The sequence below is a fragment of the Stutzerimonas sp. C6.4V genome, assembly GCF_058536345.1.
Map to the genome: position 1 here is coordinate 2,758,138 of NZ_JBZUBM010000001.1, position 17,264 is coordinate 2,775,401.

11 protein-coding genes and 1 pseudogene are annotated in these 17,264 nt (G+C 61.2%); 6 read left to right on the forward strand and 6 right to left on the reverse strand.

Features of this window, described 5'->3' with window-relative positions:
• Positions 1 to 34: 34 nt before the first annotated feature.
• The 3 genes and pseudogenes from AC4LFW_RS12905 to AC4LFW_RS12915 all read left to right on the forward strand — a co-directional run bounded on the left by AC4LFW_RS12905 (position 35) and on the right by AC4LFW_RS12915 (position 3,566).
• On the forward strand, positions 35 to 1,879 hold the full coding sequence (locus AC4LFW_RS12905) for a cation:proton antiporter (protein WP_491819476.1): 1,845 nt from the start codon (positions 35 to 37) through the stop codon (positions 1,877 to 1,879).
• Between the two features lie 261 nt (positions 1,880 to 2,140).
• A pseudogene (gene cysZ / locus AC4LFW_RS12910) lies at positions 2,141 to 2,900 on the forward strand (sulfate transporter CysZ).
• Positions 2,901 to 2,954: 54 nt separating this feature from the next.
• The gene (locus tag AC4LFW_RS12915) at positions 2,955 to 3,566 is read left to right on the forward strand and encodes a flavodoxin family protein (protein ID WP_491819478.1); all 612 of its coding nucleotides are present in this window, start codon (positions 2,955 to 2,957) and stop codon (positions 3,564 to 3,566) included.
• 58 nt (positions 3,567 to 3,624) lie between these two features.
• Here the strand turns inward: AC4LFW_RS12915 and AC4LFW_RS12920 are convergent, their stop codons facing one another.
• The 4 genes from AC4LFW_RS12920 to AC4LFW_RS12935 form a co-directional block, all read right to left on the reverse strand.
• Positions 3,625 to 4,734, reverse strand: a complete 1,110-nt coding sequence (locus AC4LFW_RS12920; RefSeq protein WP_491819479.1) for an NADH:flavin oxidoreductase — start codon at positions 4,732 to 4,734, stop codon at positions 3,625 to 3,627.
• A gap of 62 nt (positions 4,735 to 4,796) precedes the next feature.
• The gene (locus tag AC4LFW_RS12925) at positions 4,797 to 5,393 is read right to left on the reverse strand and encodes a TetR/AcrR family transcriptional regulator (RefSeq protein WP_491819480.1); all 597 of its coding nucleotides are present in this window, start codon (positions 5,391 to 5,393) and stop codon (positions 4,797 to 4,799) included.
• Positions 5,394 to 5,518: 125 nt separating this feature from the next.
• Positions 5,519 to 6,001 (reverse strand): glutathione peroxidase, encoded by a 483-nt coding sequence (locus AC4LFW_RS12930; RefSeq protein ID WP_491819481.1) that lies wholly within the window; start codon positions 5,999 to 6,001, stop codon positions 5,519 to 5,521.
• A gap of 94 nt (positions 6,002 to 6,095) precedes the next feature.
• The gene (locus tag AC4LFW_RS12935; RefSeq protein ID WP_491819483.1) at positions 6,096 to 6,581 is read right to left on the reverse strand and encodes an FKBP-type peptidyl-prolyl cis-trans isomerase; all 486 of its coding nucleotides are present in this window, start codon (positions 6,579 to 6,581) and stop codon (positions 6,096 to 6,098) included.
• Between the two features lie 237 nt (positions 6,582 to 6,818).
• Here AC4LFW_RS12935 and AC4LFW_RS12940 point away from each other — a divergent pair, with 237 nt between their 5' ends.
• The 3 genes from AC4LFW_RS12940 (at position 6,819) to yihG (ending at position 11,244) form a co-directional block, all read left to right on the forward strand.
• Positions 6,819 to 8,006 (forward strand): acetate kinase, encoded by a 1,188-nt coding sequence (locus AC4LFW_RS12940; protein ID WP_491819484.1) that lies wholly within the window; start codon positions 6,819 to 6,821, stop codon positions 8,004 to 8,006.
• 110 nt (positions 8,007 to 8,116) lie between these two features.
• Positions 8,117 to 10,213 (forward strand): phosphate acetyltransferase, encoded by a 2,097-nt coding sequence (gene pta, locus AC4LFW_RS12945; protein ID WP_491819485.1) that lies wholly within the window; start codon positions 8,117 to 8,119, stop codon positions 10,211 to 10,213.
• A 125-nt stretch (positions 10,214 to 10,338) separates the two neighbouring features.
• A complete protein-coding gene (gene yihG, locus AC4LFW_RS12950) occupies positions 10,339 to 11,244 on the forward strand; it encodes a 1-acylglycerol-3-phosphate O-acyltransferase, YihG family (protein WP_491819486.1) in 906 nt (301 codons plus the stop codon).
• 26 nt (positions 11,245 to 11,270) lie between these two features.
• On the opposite strand, the gene AC4LFW_RS12955 is transcribed toward yihG, so the two are convergent.
• Together AC4LFW_RS12955 and AC4LFW_RS12960 are read right to left on the reverse strand one after the other, a co-directional pair.
• A complete protein-coding gene (locus AC4LFW_RS12955) occupies positions 11,271 to 13,415 on the reverse strand; it encodes a putative bifunctional diguanylate cyclase/phosphodiesterase (RefSeq protein ID WP_491819487.1) in 2,145 nt (714 codons plus the stop codon).
• Between the two features lie 94 nt (positions 13,416 to 13,509).
• Positions 13,510 to 17,214, reverse strand: a complete 3,705-nt coding sequence (locus AC4LFW_RS12960) for a CHASE domain-containing protein (protein WP_491819488.1) — start codon at positions 17,212 to 17,214, stop codon at positions 13,510 to 13,512.
• Between the last annotated feature and the right edge of the window lie 50 nt (positions 17,215 to 17,264).

Here is a 17,264-nt window from a genome sequence, read left to right on the forward strand (position 1 = left end):
TCCCCCCGCCTAGCCGCCTCTATTGCTGGTAACCATGACCGAACAAGACATTCTGATTTCTCTTGGGGCGCTCGGCCTCGCCTCCCTCGCCAGTCAGTGGCTGGCATGGCGACTGCGGCTGCCTGCAATCCTGTTCCTGCTGTTGAGCGGCATTCTGGCCGGGCCGGTACTGGGCTGGCTGGACCCGACTCGCCTGTTCGGGACATTGCTGTTCCCTTTGGTTTCACTGGCAGTTGCCCTGATATTGTTCGAGGGCAGCCTGACCTTGCGGCTATCGGAACTGCCGGGCATTGGCAAGGTGGTGCGCCGGTTGATCGGCATCGGTGCCCTGACGACCTGGGCCATCATCACCCTGGCGGCACGGTGGCTGCTGGACTTTGACTGGGAGCTGGCACTGCTGTTCGGCAGCTTGACGCTCGTGACCGGCCCCACCGTGATCGTACCCATGCTGCGTGTGGTGCGCCCGAACGCGGTGGTAGCAAATATCCTGCGCTGGGAAGGCATCATCATCGACCCCATCGGCGCGCTGCTGGCAGTGGTGGTCTACAGCTTCATCATTACGCGCGGTACCGAGGCAGCCTGGACCCAGAGCCTGCTGACCTTTGGTGCGGTCCTGCTATGCGGAACCGTACTCGGCATAGCTGGCGGCTGGACGCTCGGCCAGTCCGTCAGGCGACACTGGCTACCAGGATACCTGCAGAATCTCGCCACCCTTGCCTGCGTGTTGGGCGTGTTCGTCGTGGCTAATACCCTGGTACACGAGTCCGGATTGCTGGCCGTCACGCTGATGGGCATGTGGCTTGCCAACATGAAGAACGTCGACGTGCGAGACATTCTTCATTTCAAGGAAAACCTGAGCATCCTCCTGATTTCCGGGCTGTTCATCCTGCTGGCTGCAAGGCTAGATTTGACCGCTCTCACAGCACTGGGTCCGTCCATACTCGTCATCCTGCTTATCGTGCAATTCGTCGCGCGGCCGCTCACAATCGCGCTTAGCACCTGGGGATCGCAATTGAACTGGCGGGAGCGCCTGTTGCTTGCCTGGATTGCCCCAAGAGGCATTGTGGCAGCCGCAGTATCGGCCATATTCGCGGTTCGCCTGGATGAAGCGGGCCACGAAAATGCCCTGTTGCTGGTCCCCATGACCTTTGCGGTAATCATCGGGACAGTCGTCCTGCAGAGCGCAACCGCGCGGCCGCTGGCGAGATTGCTCAAAGTGGCGGAGCCGGCCCCGAGCGGCTTTCTGATCATTGGCGCCAATGCCGTTGCACGCGCGGTCGGACGCGCCCTACAGGAACAGGGCGTGCGCGTGATGCTCACCGACTCCAACTGGGACAACATCCGGGCTGCGCGCATGGAGAACCTGCCCACCTACTATGGGAACCCGGCTTCGCAACATGCGGAACATCACCTTGATCTGGTCGGGCTGGGGCATCTGTTGGCGCTTTCGCCGGTGGGCGAGATGAATACCCTGGCGGCCATGCGTTTCCGTCATGAGTTCGGCGCGGAACGTCTGTTCAACCTGGCCAGCACGCAGGAAAACAAACGCAGCGACAAACATCGGCCCAGCGATGAGCACCGCGGTCGCCCTCTGGGCGCTCCGACGCTGACTTACTCGCAACTGGCCGGACGCCTGGCAAGGGGTGACCAGCTCAAGAGCAACACATTGACCGAAACCTTTGGCTGGCCCGAATATCAGGCTCAGCATGGATCAGGCATCATGCTGCTCTTCGCGCTCGACGGTCATCGCCACACGCACGTGTTTCACCCGGACGCGCGACTCAAACCTGAAGCAGGCTGGACACTCATTGCGCTGACGCAAGCTGAAGACAAAGCAGACACAAACACCCCCGAACCTCACCATCCGCCTTTACCCTGAAAGGTTTAGGGTAGACAAGCGCAGGAAGCATCGGGTAGGCAAGAATAAAAAAGGGCCGGCCAGGCACTTGGGGAAGGCTTGAAGCGGACGACCCTGAAAACCAAAAGGAGAGTTCGGAGCTAGCCTAAGCGCCATACGCAGCGCCGGCTATTGGTCAAAGTGGATCGCCGCCATAGCCGCTGCCTATTACCGATTGAAGGCGGCTTTCCCAGGATCCGGAAAGCCGGTAAGGTCCGGAGCGTCCTGTCTGGAGTATCCCCCATGCCCCTCGCCGCCCTGTCCGGCCCGCAATATCTGCGCGAAGGTCTGAAACTGATCCTCAGCCCTGGCTTGCGACTGTTTGTAATCCTGCCGCTGTCCGTGAACTTGCTGTTGTTCTGCGGCCTCATCTACCTGGCCGTGCGCCAATTCGAAGGCTGGGTCGAGGCCTTCATGCCAAGCCTCCCGGAATGGCTGATGTTTCTCGAATACCTGATCTGGCCATTGTTCGTGATACTGGTGGTCTTGATGGTTTTTTTCACCTTCACCATGCTCGCCAACATCATTGCCGCTCCGTTCAACGGGTTTCTGGCCGAAAAGGTGGAAACGGTTGCTCGCGGAGTTGATAGCGCTCCGCCATTCAGACTGGGGCGAACTGTTGGCCATGCTTCCTCGCACCATAGGCCGAGAAGCGCGCAAGCTGGCCTATTTCGCGCCCCGTGCCCTGGCGCTGCTGATTCTGTCGTTCATCCCGGTAGTCAATCTGGTCGCAGCACCGCTTTGGTTGCTGTTCGGCGTCTGGATGATGGCGGTGCAGTACATCGATTATCCAGCGGACAACAACAAGATGAGCTGGGGCGAGATGATGGTCTGGCTGCGCCAGCGCCGCTGGAAAAGCCTGAGCCTCGGCGCGGTAACCTACGCCGCCCTGCTGATTCCCTTCCTCAACCTGCTGATCATGCCAGCAGCCGTGGCAGCTGCGACATTGTTCTGGGTGCGCGAGGGCGGCAAGTCGACGATGCCAGCAGTGGTCGATTCGTGAACTGCGCAACAAGCCGGTGTCTAGATCTGAACACTTCCGATCAGGAGATACCCGATGGCGCTTTCCGCACTCGCAATCAACTGTACCCTCAAGGCATCACCTGCAGAATCGTCCTGCAGCCTGCTGCTGACCCAGGCTCAGCATGAACTGGAGAAGCTCGGTGTAACCTGTGAACAGATCCGTGCGGTGGATCACAACATCAAGCCGGGCGTGACGTCGGATGAGGGCGACGGCGATGACTGGCCGATGATCCGCTCGAAAATCCTCGCCGCGGACATCCTGCTGCTTGGCACGCCCATCTGGCTGGGCCACCCGGCGAGCGTCTGCCAGCGAGTGCTGGAGCGCCTCGATGCCTTCATCGGTGAGGTGGACGATCAGCAACGGATGGTTTCATACGGGCGGGTGGCCTGCGTCGCGGTAGTCGGAAATGAAGACGGCGCGCATCACGTGGTGGCGGACCTCTATCAGGGCCTCAGCGATGTGGGGTTCACCATCCCGGCCAACGGCTGCACCTATTGGGTAGGCCCGGCCATGGGCTCGACGGACTACAAGGACGTCGACGACCCTGGCGAGAAAATCAGCAAGACCAATGCGATGCTGGCGCGCAACGCTGTGCACTTGGCCACGCTGCTCAAGCAGTCCGGCTATCCGGGAGCGTCGCAGTAGCGCTGGCCACGGGCGGTGAAGCCATCGTAGATGGCCTCACCGCTACCGAACCGATATCTCAGGCCAGCGTTTTCAGCGATTCACGGCTGAACGGCAGGATCTCCTGCATGCGTCCGTCCCTCACCTTCAACGCCCAGTCCGGGTCGCAGATCAATGCGCGCCCTACCGCAACCAGATCGAATTCCTGCTTGTTCAAGCGCTCCAGCAGCCCTTGGATGTTAGCCGGCTGCGCTACCTTGTCGGTCTTGACCATGAACTGCAGGAATTCGCCATCGAGGCCCACACTGCCAACTGTGATGGTCGGCTTGCCGGTCAGCCTGCGGGTCCAGCCGGCGAGGTTCAGGTCGGAGCCTTCGAATTCCGGCTCCCAGAACCGCCGCGTTGAACAATGGAAGATATCCACGCCCGCGGCCGACAGCGGCTCGAGGAATTCGCCGAGCCCTTCCGGCGTGGTGACCAGGCGCGCCGTATAGTCCTGCTGCTTCCACTGGGAGAAGCGGAAAATGATCGGGAAATCCGGACCTACCGCCGCCCGCACCGCCTGGACCAACTCGTTGGCGAAGCGGGAGCGATTGGCCAGGTTGCCGCCATACTCGTCAGTACGCTGGTTGCTGCCTTCCCAGAAGAACTGGTCGATCAGGTAACCGTGCGCCCCGTGAATCTCGACACCATCCATGCCGATTGCCCGGGCATCTTTGGCGGCCTGGGCGAACGCAGCGATCACATCCTGAATATCCTGTCTGGTCATGCCATGCACGACGACATGGCCATCCTTGAGTTTCTCCATCGGACCGTAACCCGGCACCTCCGGCTCCGGCTCGGTGCCCTTGCGACGCACATTCCCCACGTGCCATAGCTGCGGCACGATCTTGCCACCCGCCTGGTGCACAGCCTCGACCACCGCTTTCCATCCGGCCAGCGGCGCTTCGCCATAAAAACGCGGCACCTGAGGATAACCATTGGAGGCCTGATGACCGACCGTGGTCCCTTCGGTGATGATCAGGCCCACACCCGAAGCCGCGCGGCGGCGGTAATACTCGACGACCTCTGCAGTGGGTACGCCGTTCGGCGAGAAGGAACGGGTCATCGGTGCCATCACGATGCGGGTCGGCAGTTGCAAGCTGCCGAGCTGGAAAGGCTGGAAAAGGGCATTCGCCGCTTCTGTCATTGCTGTCTCCTTGTGGACATGAAAAAAAGCGACCGGTCGTCTAGCGATCGCTGAAAAAAAGCTCAGCGATGCGTCAGCAGACGCTCAAGCTGGGTCAGGAATATGTTCAATGGCGCAACGCTGCGGCCCACCTTCATGCGCAACAAGGCGCCTTCCCAGGCGTTGCCGATGAACTCAGCCAGCGCCAGGCAGTCGGTGCCTGCGTCGACCTCACCGGCCGCTCGCGCTTGCTCAAGGCAGTCAGCCAGCAGCTGGACCGAACGCAACAGAATCGCCTCGACCTGCTGACCGATGGGTCGCGAAAGCTCGGCCATCTCGAAGCTCAAACTGCCGATAAAACAATGGTGTTCGGGGCGCTCCTGCCGCGCGAAATGAGCGACGAGTTCGGTGTAGTAGCTCAGGACCCGTGCACGAGGGCTCAGTGCAGACTCGAACAGCGCTGCCTGATAACGCTCGAGCCGCGGCTGATAGAGATGCTCCAGCGCCTGCAAGGCAAAGTCTTCCTTGCTGGCGAAGTAATGGTAGAAGGAGCCTTTGGGAATCCCGGCAGCCTGGACAATTTCCAGTACTCCTGTGCCGTGGTAACCACGACGGGTCATGACCTGGGCCCCTTTGGCGAGGATCAGGTCACGCTTGTCATTGCGGGCTTGGTTGTTCATGACGCCGAGGATATGACCGGTCGTCTAGACCGAACACCATCATCCATGTCGTTTATTGCAGCGCCGCGTCCGGCACGATGGTGCTGGGAAATGTAGCGGCAGCAGACGCCATGGGAGCGGCGCGCTCAGCCGAGCGCGCTTTCGATCGCCTGGATCAACAGGGGATCATCCGGTGCCGTGCGCGGAGAAAAGCGCGCCAGCACGCGTCCATCCCTGTCCACCAGAAACTTCTCGAAGTTCCAGCTGATGTCGCCGGGGAAATCGGCGCCCTCGCCCGCCAACAGCCGGTACAAGGGGTGACGCTGCGGGCCGTTGACTTCCAGCTTGCTGCTGATTGGAAAGGTGATGCCGTAGTTTTCATTGCAGAACTGCAAGATGTCGGCGTCACTGCCCGGTTCCTGCGCAGCGAACTGGTTGCAGGGAATGCCCAGCACGCCGAAGCCTCGGTCCCTGTAACGCTCATGCAGAGCCTGCAGGCCGGCATACTGAGGCGTCAGGCCGCACTCGGAGGCCACATTCACCACCAGCGTCAGCTGAGATTTCAACGGCGCAAGGGGAAGTTCCTGTCCCTCCGGGCCGGGCAGGACCAACTCGTGAAACGCGCTCATCTCTATTTCTCCAGAGGGTAAAAAAGCGCTTCGGCATCAACCCGAAGCGCTTCCATGTCCCGTTCGAACGAGCGGGCTTTGACAGGCACACCTGTCAGTGGTGATGACCACCTTCGCCGTGCACGTGGCCATGCGCGATCTCTTCGTCACTGGCCTCACGCACATCAACGATCTTCACCTCGAAGTTCAAGCGCTGGCCGGCGAGGGGATGATTGCCATCAACGATCACATCATCACCCTCGACATCACGGATCGTAACGATCTGCATGCCACCATCAGGACCGGACGCATGAAATTGCATGCCTACTTCGAGCTCGTCCACGCCTTCGAACATGGCGCGATTGAGCGTGGCGACAAGTTCCGGGCTGTATTCACCGTAGGCGTCCTGCGGCTCGATCGATACCTTCACCTCGTCACCGCCCTGCTTTCCCTCGAGCGCCTTTTCCAGACCGGAGATGATATTTCCGGAACCGTGCAAATAGACCAGCGGCGCGCCGCCGGCCGAGCTGTCGATCACCTCACCGGCGTCGTTGGTGAGGGTGTAGTCGATTGACACAGCCTTGTTAGCGGCAATCTGCATGAGTCAAAACCTTTGCTGGGGAATGTGATGCCAAAGTTTAACCGCGCGTTGCGATGAATGCGAACCGGCCCGCAGTTTAGGAGACCATCGGCAGCTGACGGAAGCGGCCGATCCCTGCTGAGGGCGGTAACGAATACAACCTTTGGAGAGCATCGCCCGGGGCTCAGGTATGCCAGAATCCACGCCTGTAAATGTAGGCGACCTATATCAACAATTATTCGCATCCAAGGAGCACCGATGTCCGCTCGAAACATCCTGGTGATTAACTGCGGCAGCTCGTCGATCAAGTTCGCGCTGGTCAACGAAGCCCAAGCAACCTTTCCCCTGCAGGGCCTCGCCGAGCGTCTCGGCAGTCCGGAAGCCGTGCTGCACTGGCAGCTGGGGGACACCAAGCAGAGCCTGAACATCCCAGGTGCCGATCACCGTGCCGCGCTGGAGAAACTGCTGCCGGTAGCCCAGGAAACGGCCGGCGGCAAATTGGATGGTATCGGACACCGTGTGGTCCATGGTGGCGAACACTTCACCGGTTCCAGCCTGATCAACGAAGAGGTGCTCAAGGCCATTCGTGACAGCGCCCAACTGGCGCCACTGCACAATCCGGCCAACCTGGTCGGCATCGACGCGGCCATGGCCCTGTTTCCAGGGCTGCCGCAGGTCAGCGTATTCGATACCGCGTTCCACCAGACCATGCCCGAACATGCGTTCCGTTACGCGGTGCCGGAATTCCTCTACAAGGAACACAGCGTTCGCCGCTACGGCTTCCATGGCACCAGCCACAACTACGTCAGCAAGCGTGCCGCGGAGATGACCAGCCTACCGGTCGATGACAGCTGCTGGCTGACCGCTCACCTCGGCAATGGCTGCTCCACCTGCGCAATCGTCAATGGCGAAAGCCGCGACACCAGCATGGGTCTGACCCCCCTTGAAGGCCTGGTGATGGGCACCCGCAGCGGTGATGTCGACCCCAATCTGCACAGCTACCTGAACCGCACCCTGGGCTGGAGCCTCGAGCAGATAGACCGCATGCTCAATCACGACAGCGGATTGAAGGGCCTGTCCGGCCTGTCCAACGACCTGCGCACCCTGCACGAAGCCCGCGTTGCGGGTCACGCCGGCGCACAGCTGGCCCTGGAGGTATTCTGCTACCGCCTGGCCAAGTCCCTGGCGAGCATGGCCTGCGCCTTGCCCAGGCTCGACGGACTGATCTTCACCGGCGGCATCGGTGAAAACTCCGTCGCCGTCCGCAGCCGTACGCTGGAGCATCTGAAGCTGTTCAACTTCAAGCTGGACGAACAGGCCAACGAACGCTGCATCCGTGGCGTCGGAGGCGAAATCCAGGCAGCCGGCAGCCCGCGCGTCCTGGTGGTTCCGACGAATGAAGAGCGCCAGATTGCACTGGATACACTGGCGCTGCTGGACGCCTGACCGCCCCTGCAGGCGCCAGCGCCTGCAGCGCAACCCGGCGGCTCAGCGCCGTCGGGTATCGCCTAGCTGGCACAGCCATGCCCACCATGCCGCTCGACAGGAGATCCCCAATGCACACACTCTTTCTCGCCCCCTGCGGTTTTGGTGGCGGCCTCAACTCTATCAGTCTCGGACTCATCCGCGCCCTTGAACGCGCCGGCCTCCGAGTTGGATTCTTCAAGCCCATCGCCCAGCCCTTCCCACTTGACCAGGGGCAGGAGCGCTCTCGGCTGTTGGTCGAAAGCACACTGAACATCGCTTCGCCCGAACCGCTGACGCTCGAACAAGTGGAGCGTCAACTGGCCGATGGCGAGCTCGATCTGCTGCTCGAAGACGTGGTGAGTCGATATCAGGAGGTGGCTACGGGAAAGGACGTGGTCATCGTCGAAGGCATGGTCCCGACCCGCGAGTTCAACCATACCTCTCGAATCAACACCCAGCTGGCGAAAAGCCTGGATGCCGAAGTCATCCTGATCTCGGCCCAGGGCAACGATACCCTCAAGCGCATGGCCGAGCGCATCGAAATCCAGGCGCAGCTGTTCGGCGGCGCCAGGGACCCGAAGGTGCTCGGCGTTATCCTGAACAAGATCAAGAGTGAAGATGGGGTACCTGCCTTCACCGAACGCCTCAAGGAACACCTGCCGCTGCTGGGCACCCAGGAGTTCCAGCTGCTTGGCGCGATCCCCTTCGCCGAAGAGCTGAACGCCCTGCGCACCCGCGACATCGCTGACTTGCTGGGGGCCAAGGTACTGCACGCTGGCGAAGCCGAGCAGCGCCGCGTCGGCAAGATCGTCCTCTGTGCACGCGCGGTCCCCAACACCGTCCAGCTATTGCAGCCAGGCGTGCTGGTGGTCACACCAGGCGACCGGGATGACATCATCCTTGCGGCCAGCCTGGCCTCACTCAACGGCGTCAAGCTCGCCGGCTTGCTATTGTGCAGCGATTTCGCGCCAGACCCGCGGATTCTCGACCTGTGCAAGGCGGCGCTGGATGGCGGTCTGCCGGTCATGACAGTGCAAACCGGCTCTTACGACACGGCGACAAACCTTTTCGGGCTGAACAAGGAAACCCCGGCAGACGACATCGAGCGCGCTACCCAGGTGACCGATTTCATCGCCAAGCACCTGCAGCCCGAGCTGCTGCACACCCGCCTCAGCGTGCCGCGCAGCGAGCTGCGCCTGTCTCCCCCGGCCTTCCGCTACCAGCTGGTCAAGCGTGCACAACAGGCCAACAAGCGCATCGTCCTGCCTGAAGGCAATGAGCCACGCACCATCCGCGCCGCCGCGATCTGCCAGGAACGCGGGATCGCCCGTTGCGTGCTGTTGGCCAAGCCGGAGGAAGTGCAGGCCGTCGCGCGCGAGCAGGGCATCGTCCTGCCAGCCAGCCTGGAAATCCTCGATCCGGAAACGATCATCAACCACTACGTCGAGCCCATGTGCGAAATGCGCAAGGCCAAGGGCCTGACCCCGGACGATGCGCGCGAGCAACTGAAAGACACCGTGGTGCTCGGCACCATGATGCTGGCGCTCGATGAAGTCGACGGACTGGTGTCCGGTGCCGTGCACACCACCGCCAACACCATTCGCCCGGCCTTGCAGCTGATCAAGACAGCCCCAGGCTATAGCCTGGTGTCCTCGGTGTTCTTCATGCTGCTGCCAGACCAGGTGCTGGTTTACGGCGACTGTGCGGTCAACCCGAACCCGAGCGCGACCGAGCTGGCTGAGATCGCCCTGCAGAGCGCCGAATCGGCCGTTGCCCTTGGCGTGACGCCACGCGTGGCAATGATCAGCTACTCGACCGGCACCTCCGGCAGTGGCGCCGAGGTCGAGAAAGTGGCCGAAGCAACGCGCATCGCCCAGGAGCGCGCGCCTAACCTGCCTATCGACGGGCCGCTGCAATACGACGCGGCCTCGGTCGCCAGCGTCGGCAAGCAGAAGGCGCCGAACAGCCGGGTCGCCGGCCAGGCGACGGTGTTCATCTTCCCCGACCTGAGCACCGGCAATACCACCTACAAGGCGGTGCAACGAAGTGCCAATGTCATCAGCGTCGGGCCGATGCTTCAGGGCCTGCGCAAGCCGGTCAACGATCTGTCCCGTGGCGCCCTGGTCGACGACATCGTCTTCACTATCGCCCTGACCGCACTGCAGGCCGACAGCCAGAAGGCCTGATCGCAACACCTGCCCGTTCCGGCCTTCGAGCCGGAACGGGCTACCAAACGAAGGCCATCGTTTGCTTGCAGTTCGGCGCGCAATCGTTACTCTTGCGCGAGATTTGCAGTAAGAACGAGACCCTAATGCTGAGTTTCCTGCCCGCCCCGCTCCGCGGCGTCCCTGCCGGCCTGTTCCTGGCGCTCAATACCCTGTTCTGGTGCTGGCCGCTGTTCGCGCTATCGCTCCTTAAATTGCTGCTCCCCATCCCGCGTATCCAGCGCGCACTGCGCTTCGGCATGCACTGGATCGCCGAGTCCTGGATGGGCGTCAACAGTTTCTGGATGGATCTGGTCAGGCGCACCGAATGGGACGTGCAGGGCCTGGACAAGGTCGATATGGACCACTCCTACCTGGTGACCAGCAATCACCAGAGCTGGGCCGACATCCTGATGCTGCAGTACCAGCTGAACCGCCGCATGCCGATTCTGAAATTCTTTCTCAAGCGTGAGCTGATCTGGGTGCCGGTGATTGGCCTGTGCTGGTGGGCGCTGGAGTTCCCGTTCATGAAGCGCTTCAGCAAGGAATACCTGACCCGCTATCCGGAAAAGCGCGGCGAGGACCTGGCAACCACCCGCAAGGCTTGTGAGCGTTACCGGACCAACCCGGTCTCGGTTTTTAATTTTCTCGAAGGCACGCGCTTCACCGAAGACAAACATACGGAGCAGGCTTCACCCTACCGCTACCTGCTGAAGCCGAGGGCAGGTGGCATTGCGTTCGTGATCGATGCCATGGGCGAACAGCTGACGGCGCTGATAAACATCACCATTCACTACCCGGGCGGCAATCCGAGCTTCTGGGACCTGCTCTGCGGGCGCATCGGCCAGGTCGTGATGCGCATCGAGTCGATGCCGATCCCAACAGAATTCCTGAATCGCAGCTATGACCAGGATGAACGCTATCGGCTGAGCTTTCAGGAATGGGTCAACGAGCTATGGGCCGACAAGGACCTGCAGCTCGAAGCGTTGCACCGCGAGTTTCCAGGACGTTGAGCAAGCCGGCGCCGAGGCCTCGACGCCTACTTCCCCTTGTGATCCCGCGCCAGCTGTACCCAGTCGACCTCCCGAGGAAACGCCAAGGCATCCTCGACTGCAAGGCCTGGCGCCACGAGGAAACCCTGCATCACCTGGCAATCGTGGGCAATCAGCCAGTCGCGCTGGGCAAGCGTTTCCACCCCTTCGGCAATTACCTCCAGACCAAGGTTGCGCCCCAGATCGATAATCGTACTGACCACCGCAGCGTCACGTGGCGAGTCCAGCATGTTCGAGATGAACAACCGATCGATTTTCAGCGTGTCGAGTTCGAAATGACGCAGATAGGCCAGTGACGAGTAACCCGTACCGAAGTCATCCACCGCCACCTTCACCCCAAGTTCGCGCAATTGACGAAGCTTCTCGCAGCTCTGCTCCAGGTCCTGCATGAGTGCGCCTTCGGTCACCTCGAGTTCGAGCTGACGGGGGTCAAGCTGATATTCATCGAGCAACCGGCGCAGCTCCTCGAGCAATCCGGCACGCCCGAACTGCACCGGGCTGACATTGAAACTCAGGATCAGCTTGTCACCGAAGCGCTCGCGCCAGTCGCGGCACTGCGCCAGACCCTCGCGCAGCGCCCACTCACCGACGCGGTCGATCAGACGCGTCTCCTCGAGTAAAGGAATGAACACGTTGGGTTCCACGGCCCCGCGCCCAGCGAAATCCCAGCGCAACAGCGCCTCGAAACCACGCAGCTTGCCGGTTTCCAGCACCACCTGTGGCTGGTAGGCCAGCGCAAAGCCATTGCGCTCGATGGTGCTACGCAGATTCTCTTCCATCATCAGCCGCGCATGGGCACGACCGTTCATTTCGCTGGAAAAGAAACGGTACTGCTGCCGGCCTTCACGCTTGGCTTCGTACATGGCCATATCCGCCGAGCGCAGCAGCTCCTCGACGCTTTGACCGCAATCGGGGAAATGTGCGATGCCAATGCTTGCGCCGAGGGTGACTTCGGTGCCGTCAACCGTATGCCGAACGGAAATAAGCTCGATGAGTTTTTCAGCCACCTTCGCGGCGTCTTCAGGATGATCGAGCGAATCCAGCAAAGCGGTGAACTCATCGCCGCCCATCCGCGCAATGATGTCGTAGGGCCGCATGCAGGTTTCCAGCACCCGCGCCACACGACAGAGAATTTCGTCGCCGGCGTCATGCCCCAGCGAATCGTTGATGCGCTTGAAACCATCGAGATCGATGTAAAGGATCGCCATGCGCTTGCCATTGCGGTCCACCCTCGCCAAGGCCGAGTCCAGCGCCTGGTGGAAACCACGGCGGTTGAGCAGGCCGGTCAGCGAGTCGGTGACGGCCTGCGTCTCCAGCTGAACGTGCAGGTTGCGTACCACCGACATGTCGAGTGCGATCACCACCATCGAACGCTGTTGGCGGGGTAACGGAGAGGACGACAAGGCGACCGGCAGGGTGGTGCCGCGAGCGGTATGCAGCTGCGCCTCGTGCAAGCGGTAGGTCTCGCCACTACGCCAATGCTTGTAGAAGTCGGTGTCGCGCCAGGCGTCAGGCATTTGCGGCGAGGCCAGATGATCGACCAGCGCGGTGCCCTGCAATGTATCCACGCTGGTGTGCAGCATCTGGGCAATGGCCGGGTTGGCAAAGTTGATGAGCCCGTCCTCTCCCACCACGAGGATGCCTTCGGCTGCATTGCTCAGAACCGAGGCATTGAATGCCCTCGCGCTGTCCAGTTGCTGACTCAACAACTGCAGGTCTCGGCGATTATGTTCGTGGCTCAGCAACGTCTCGATCTTGTGTCGGAGCACCTGTGGATCGAAAGGCTTGAGGATGAAATCCACCGCGCCGGTCGCATAGCCGCGCAGCACCGACTCGCGGGTATGGGCGATGGCGGACACAAAGATGATCGGGGTGTAGCGCGTATGCGGGTTGCCTCGCATCAGCCGCGCCACCTCGAAGCCGTCCATACCCGGCATCTGCACATCAAGCAGCACCAGTTCCACATCCAGATCAAGCAAGGCCTGGAGCGCCGCCTCCCCGGAATTGACCGTGTGAACCTGCCAGTCACCATCGCCGAGCAGTGCCTCCATCGCGACCAGATTGGCTTCACGATCATCCACCACCAGCAACCTGCGGGTACGGGCCTGCGACTTGGCTTGCACCCTTCCCATCACCAGGTGCCCCGGCGCGGTGAGTTATTGACTCTGACTTCGGTTGTGCCGACCACGTCAGCCCGGTATGAACGATGCGTCACGCGTTTCTCCTTCATGAGCCGTTGTGAGGGCCTTGTGCATCCCCCAACCAGCGGCGCAACAACTCGACCAGCGCGGCCATGTCGATCGGCTTGACGAGCACCTCGTCGGCGCCTGCGGCGATACCCTCATCGCGCAAGGCCAGGTCGGCACCCTTCGTCATGGCCACGATAGGTACCTGACAACCATAGTCGTTTCTCAGCTGGCGGATCAGTGCAGGGCCGTCATTATCGACCAGCGCCAGATCCACCAGGGCCAGATCGAAGGCATCTTCGTCGAAACGCTCGAGCGCCTCGACCCTGCTCGTGGCGGGCACCGTCTGCAACCCCTGCTCGTCAAGCATGGCGCTGATGGCGTAGATCGACCGCACATCACGGTCCGCCAGCAATACTCGCCGCCCCAGCAATGGGTGCCCCAAATCGTTCGAGTCCAGTTCCGCAGGCTTGCCTGCCCCTGGTTTCAATGCATCTTCCATATGCTCCAGTCCTTCTTTTTTTGACAACACAACCGACGAATAGCGCCGAAGCCGCTCCACATTCTTCTCCGAGAGCGGTTCCCGGCTGTTCAGCACAACACGTACATCCTTGAGCGGGCGCAGACGATCCAGCGCATCCAGCAGATCCAGCCCGTCTTCATCAGGCAGATCGAAATCGATAACCAGCGCCCGGAACGGATGCTCGGCATAGGCCAGTCGCGCTTCTTCGCTACGCGCACAAGCGCTGACCCGATAACCGAGCCGTTCGAATCGCTCGCGCAGTTGCAACCGCCGTTCAGGATCCGTTTCCACCAGTAGCAGACGCACCGGATTGACCTGCGGCTCGGACAGCTCCAGGAACAGACGCTCCAGCTCTCCCTGCGCCACCGGCTTGAGCAGATAGCGGGCACCATCGTCCGACCAACCGTGCGGCTGCGGAACACAGGAGATGATGTATACCGGCATGCTCTGGTGACGCGAATCAGCCCGCAGCATGCGATAGACCTGCCAGCCGCTGATGTCCGGCAGCAGGATATCGAGGATCAGCGCCGCGAAACGCTCTTGCTCCAGCGCGTCGATACCCTCCTGGCCGGTGCCGCAAATGACGCTGTTGAACCCATGTGACTGGCCGACCTCCGCAACCACCGAGGCAAAGTCGGGGTCGTCTTCGACAATCAGAAGGCTACGGCCTTGACCACGTTGTTGGGCGGGCCGCAGCGTTCTGACCTCGGTGGTTGCTGCGGGCTTGAGAGGCAGCTCAATGGTGAAGCACGATCCCTCTCCCGGCGTACTCCGGAGCGTAATGCCGCCACCGAGTACCTCGGCCAGCTGCCTCGCTATGGCAAGACCCAAGCCGGTTCCGCCGTATTGCCGGCTGATGGAGCCGTCGATCTGCTGGAATGCCTGGAAGATGCGCTCATGTTGGTCTTCGGCAATGCCGATGCCCGTGTCGGTGACCTGGATCAGAAGCCTGTTCTCGTCAGGCTGACCGCTCTCCTGACGCACGATATGGATATCGACCGAACCGCGCTCGGTGAACTTCAAGGCATTGGTAACGAGATTGCGAAGAATCTGCTGGATCCGGGCGCGGTCACTGATGACTGCCACAGGGACATCCGGATCGATACGGCTGCTCAACACCAGCCGTTTCTCCTCGGCCATGGGTTGCAAACTCACCGTCAGTTCCGCCAGCAGCTCGGCGAGGTTGACCGGCTCCGCCTTTATCTGCATGTGTCCTGCCTCGATCTTGGCCAGATCGAGTACATCGTTGATCAGCTGCAACAGATCGTGTCCCGCCCGGTGGATGATATCGGCGTGACGAACCTGCTTTTCGCTGAGGTTGCTGCCTGCGTTCTGCCTCAGCTGGTCGCTAAGGATCAGGATGCTGTTCAGTGGCGTGCGCAACTCGTGGGACATATTGGCGAGGAATTCGGATTTGTACCGGTTGGCTATCACCAACTCGTTGGCCTGGTCACGCAGCCGGCGTTCAGCAGCCTTGCGATGGCCGATGTCAGTCACAACGGCCTGTACCAGTTGCTCTTCGCCGCTGCGCAAGGGCGAAAGCCCTACCTCGACAGGCAACAGGCGACCATCCCTATGACGACCGAACAGCTCGCGGTTATCACCCAGACGGCGGGCTTCAGGCGCCTGGATGAACTGATGGCGAACCTCCATGTAGGTCTTGCGCATCGACTCGGGAATCAGCAACTCGACCGGCTGCCCCACGAGCTCCTGCCGGCTGTAACCAAACAGCAGCTCGGTTTGCCGGTTGACCATGACGATGCGGCCGTCGTGGTCGAACAGCAAAAACGCATTGGGAGAAGCCTCCACCACGTTGCGAAAACGTTCCTCGTCACGTTTGCGCTGCTGCAGATCGACCAGATTGATCAGGTGATGAAGACCATCGTCACGCTTGAAACTGGTCAGGCTCAGGGAAACGGGAATAGCCGTACCGTCTTCACGCAAGGCCTGGTTTTCCTGCTGATGGTCGTCAAGCGCCTGGTCCTGGGCACGGACATCCAGCGCACCCGGTACATAGCGGCTCAATCGCTCTCCGGCCAATAGCCCGGCGGTGCTGCCGAGCAAGGTCGCGGCGCTCTGATTCGCCAGCTCGATACGACCCTGCGCATTGCACAGCAAAGTTGCGACCGGCAGCTGCTCCACCAGTTGACGGAAACGGGCCTCACGCTCTTGCAGCTGAGCCCCGAGAAGCTGGCTGCTGCGCAGGGCTCGCTCGCGCAAATACAGATAGCCGCCGATCAGCAAAGCGAACAGCATCGCCGCGGTCAATGCGGCCGCCAGGCTGAAAGCGCGGCCGGAGCTGCTCAGAATGGCTTCATATTCCGGTGTGCTGGCCACTTCGAGTTGCCAGCTGCGACCGTACATGTAGAGATTGCGGGTACGATGGAAAGCCGCATCGCTGCTTACCGGTGCGCGCCCCATCAACAGGGGTTCGTCGGGTGCGGCCGCATCGAAAAGCTGCAGCTGGAAAAGTTTGCTGCGCGAACCGAGCACACCATCCATGAGATCGGTCAGACGAAACGCGCCATGCAGAGTCCCTGCAAACGCGGCCTGGCGCTCCTCGAGCGTGGTAATAGGTGCGCCGACGCGGTACAGCGGCAAATACAGAAGGATGCCGACCTGTACATTGCGCTCGGTTTCCTGCTTTAGGCGCAAAGGCCCGGTCAACATTGGCGTCCCTATGTTGCGCGCTGCGACAATGGCTTCCCGGCGGGTTTCCTCGCTGAACATGTCGAAGCCCAGCACGCGCCGATTACGCCAGTCCAGCGGATGGATAAAATCGACAATCAGGTACTCATCACGCGTACCGGGCGGGTACATGCGGAAATCGCGCCGACCCTCCTTAATACGCTTCAAGACCGAGGGAAGGTTAGCCTGACGCGCATAGCGGGACAGGCTAAGCGCCTGAATACCTGGGTAGAAATCCTGCAGCTGGAGCTGGTCGGACGCCCGGTTCCAGTCGTCCAGGGTGACGGTGTCACTGCCGACAAACAGCCCGGCCAGGCCACGCATGACCATTTCATAGGCGCGCATGCGTTCACGGAGCGTGTTCTCGATATCGTTGACGGCAAGATTGAACCGCTGCGCCTGCTCTGCGCGAATCCGCAATTCCTGAACATGCCATTGCCAGCCGACCCATCCCCCGAGCCCGGCCATCAGGGCCAAGGTCACCACCAATGGCAGCCAAGGCTTGCGGGAATGGAGAGCGGAACGATCGTCCATTCGACCTCCTCAGTGCCACTACATGGCTTGCTGTCACGAGCTTCAGAGTC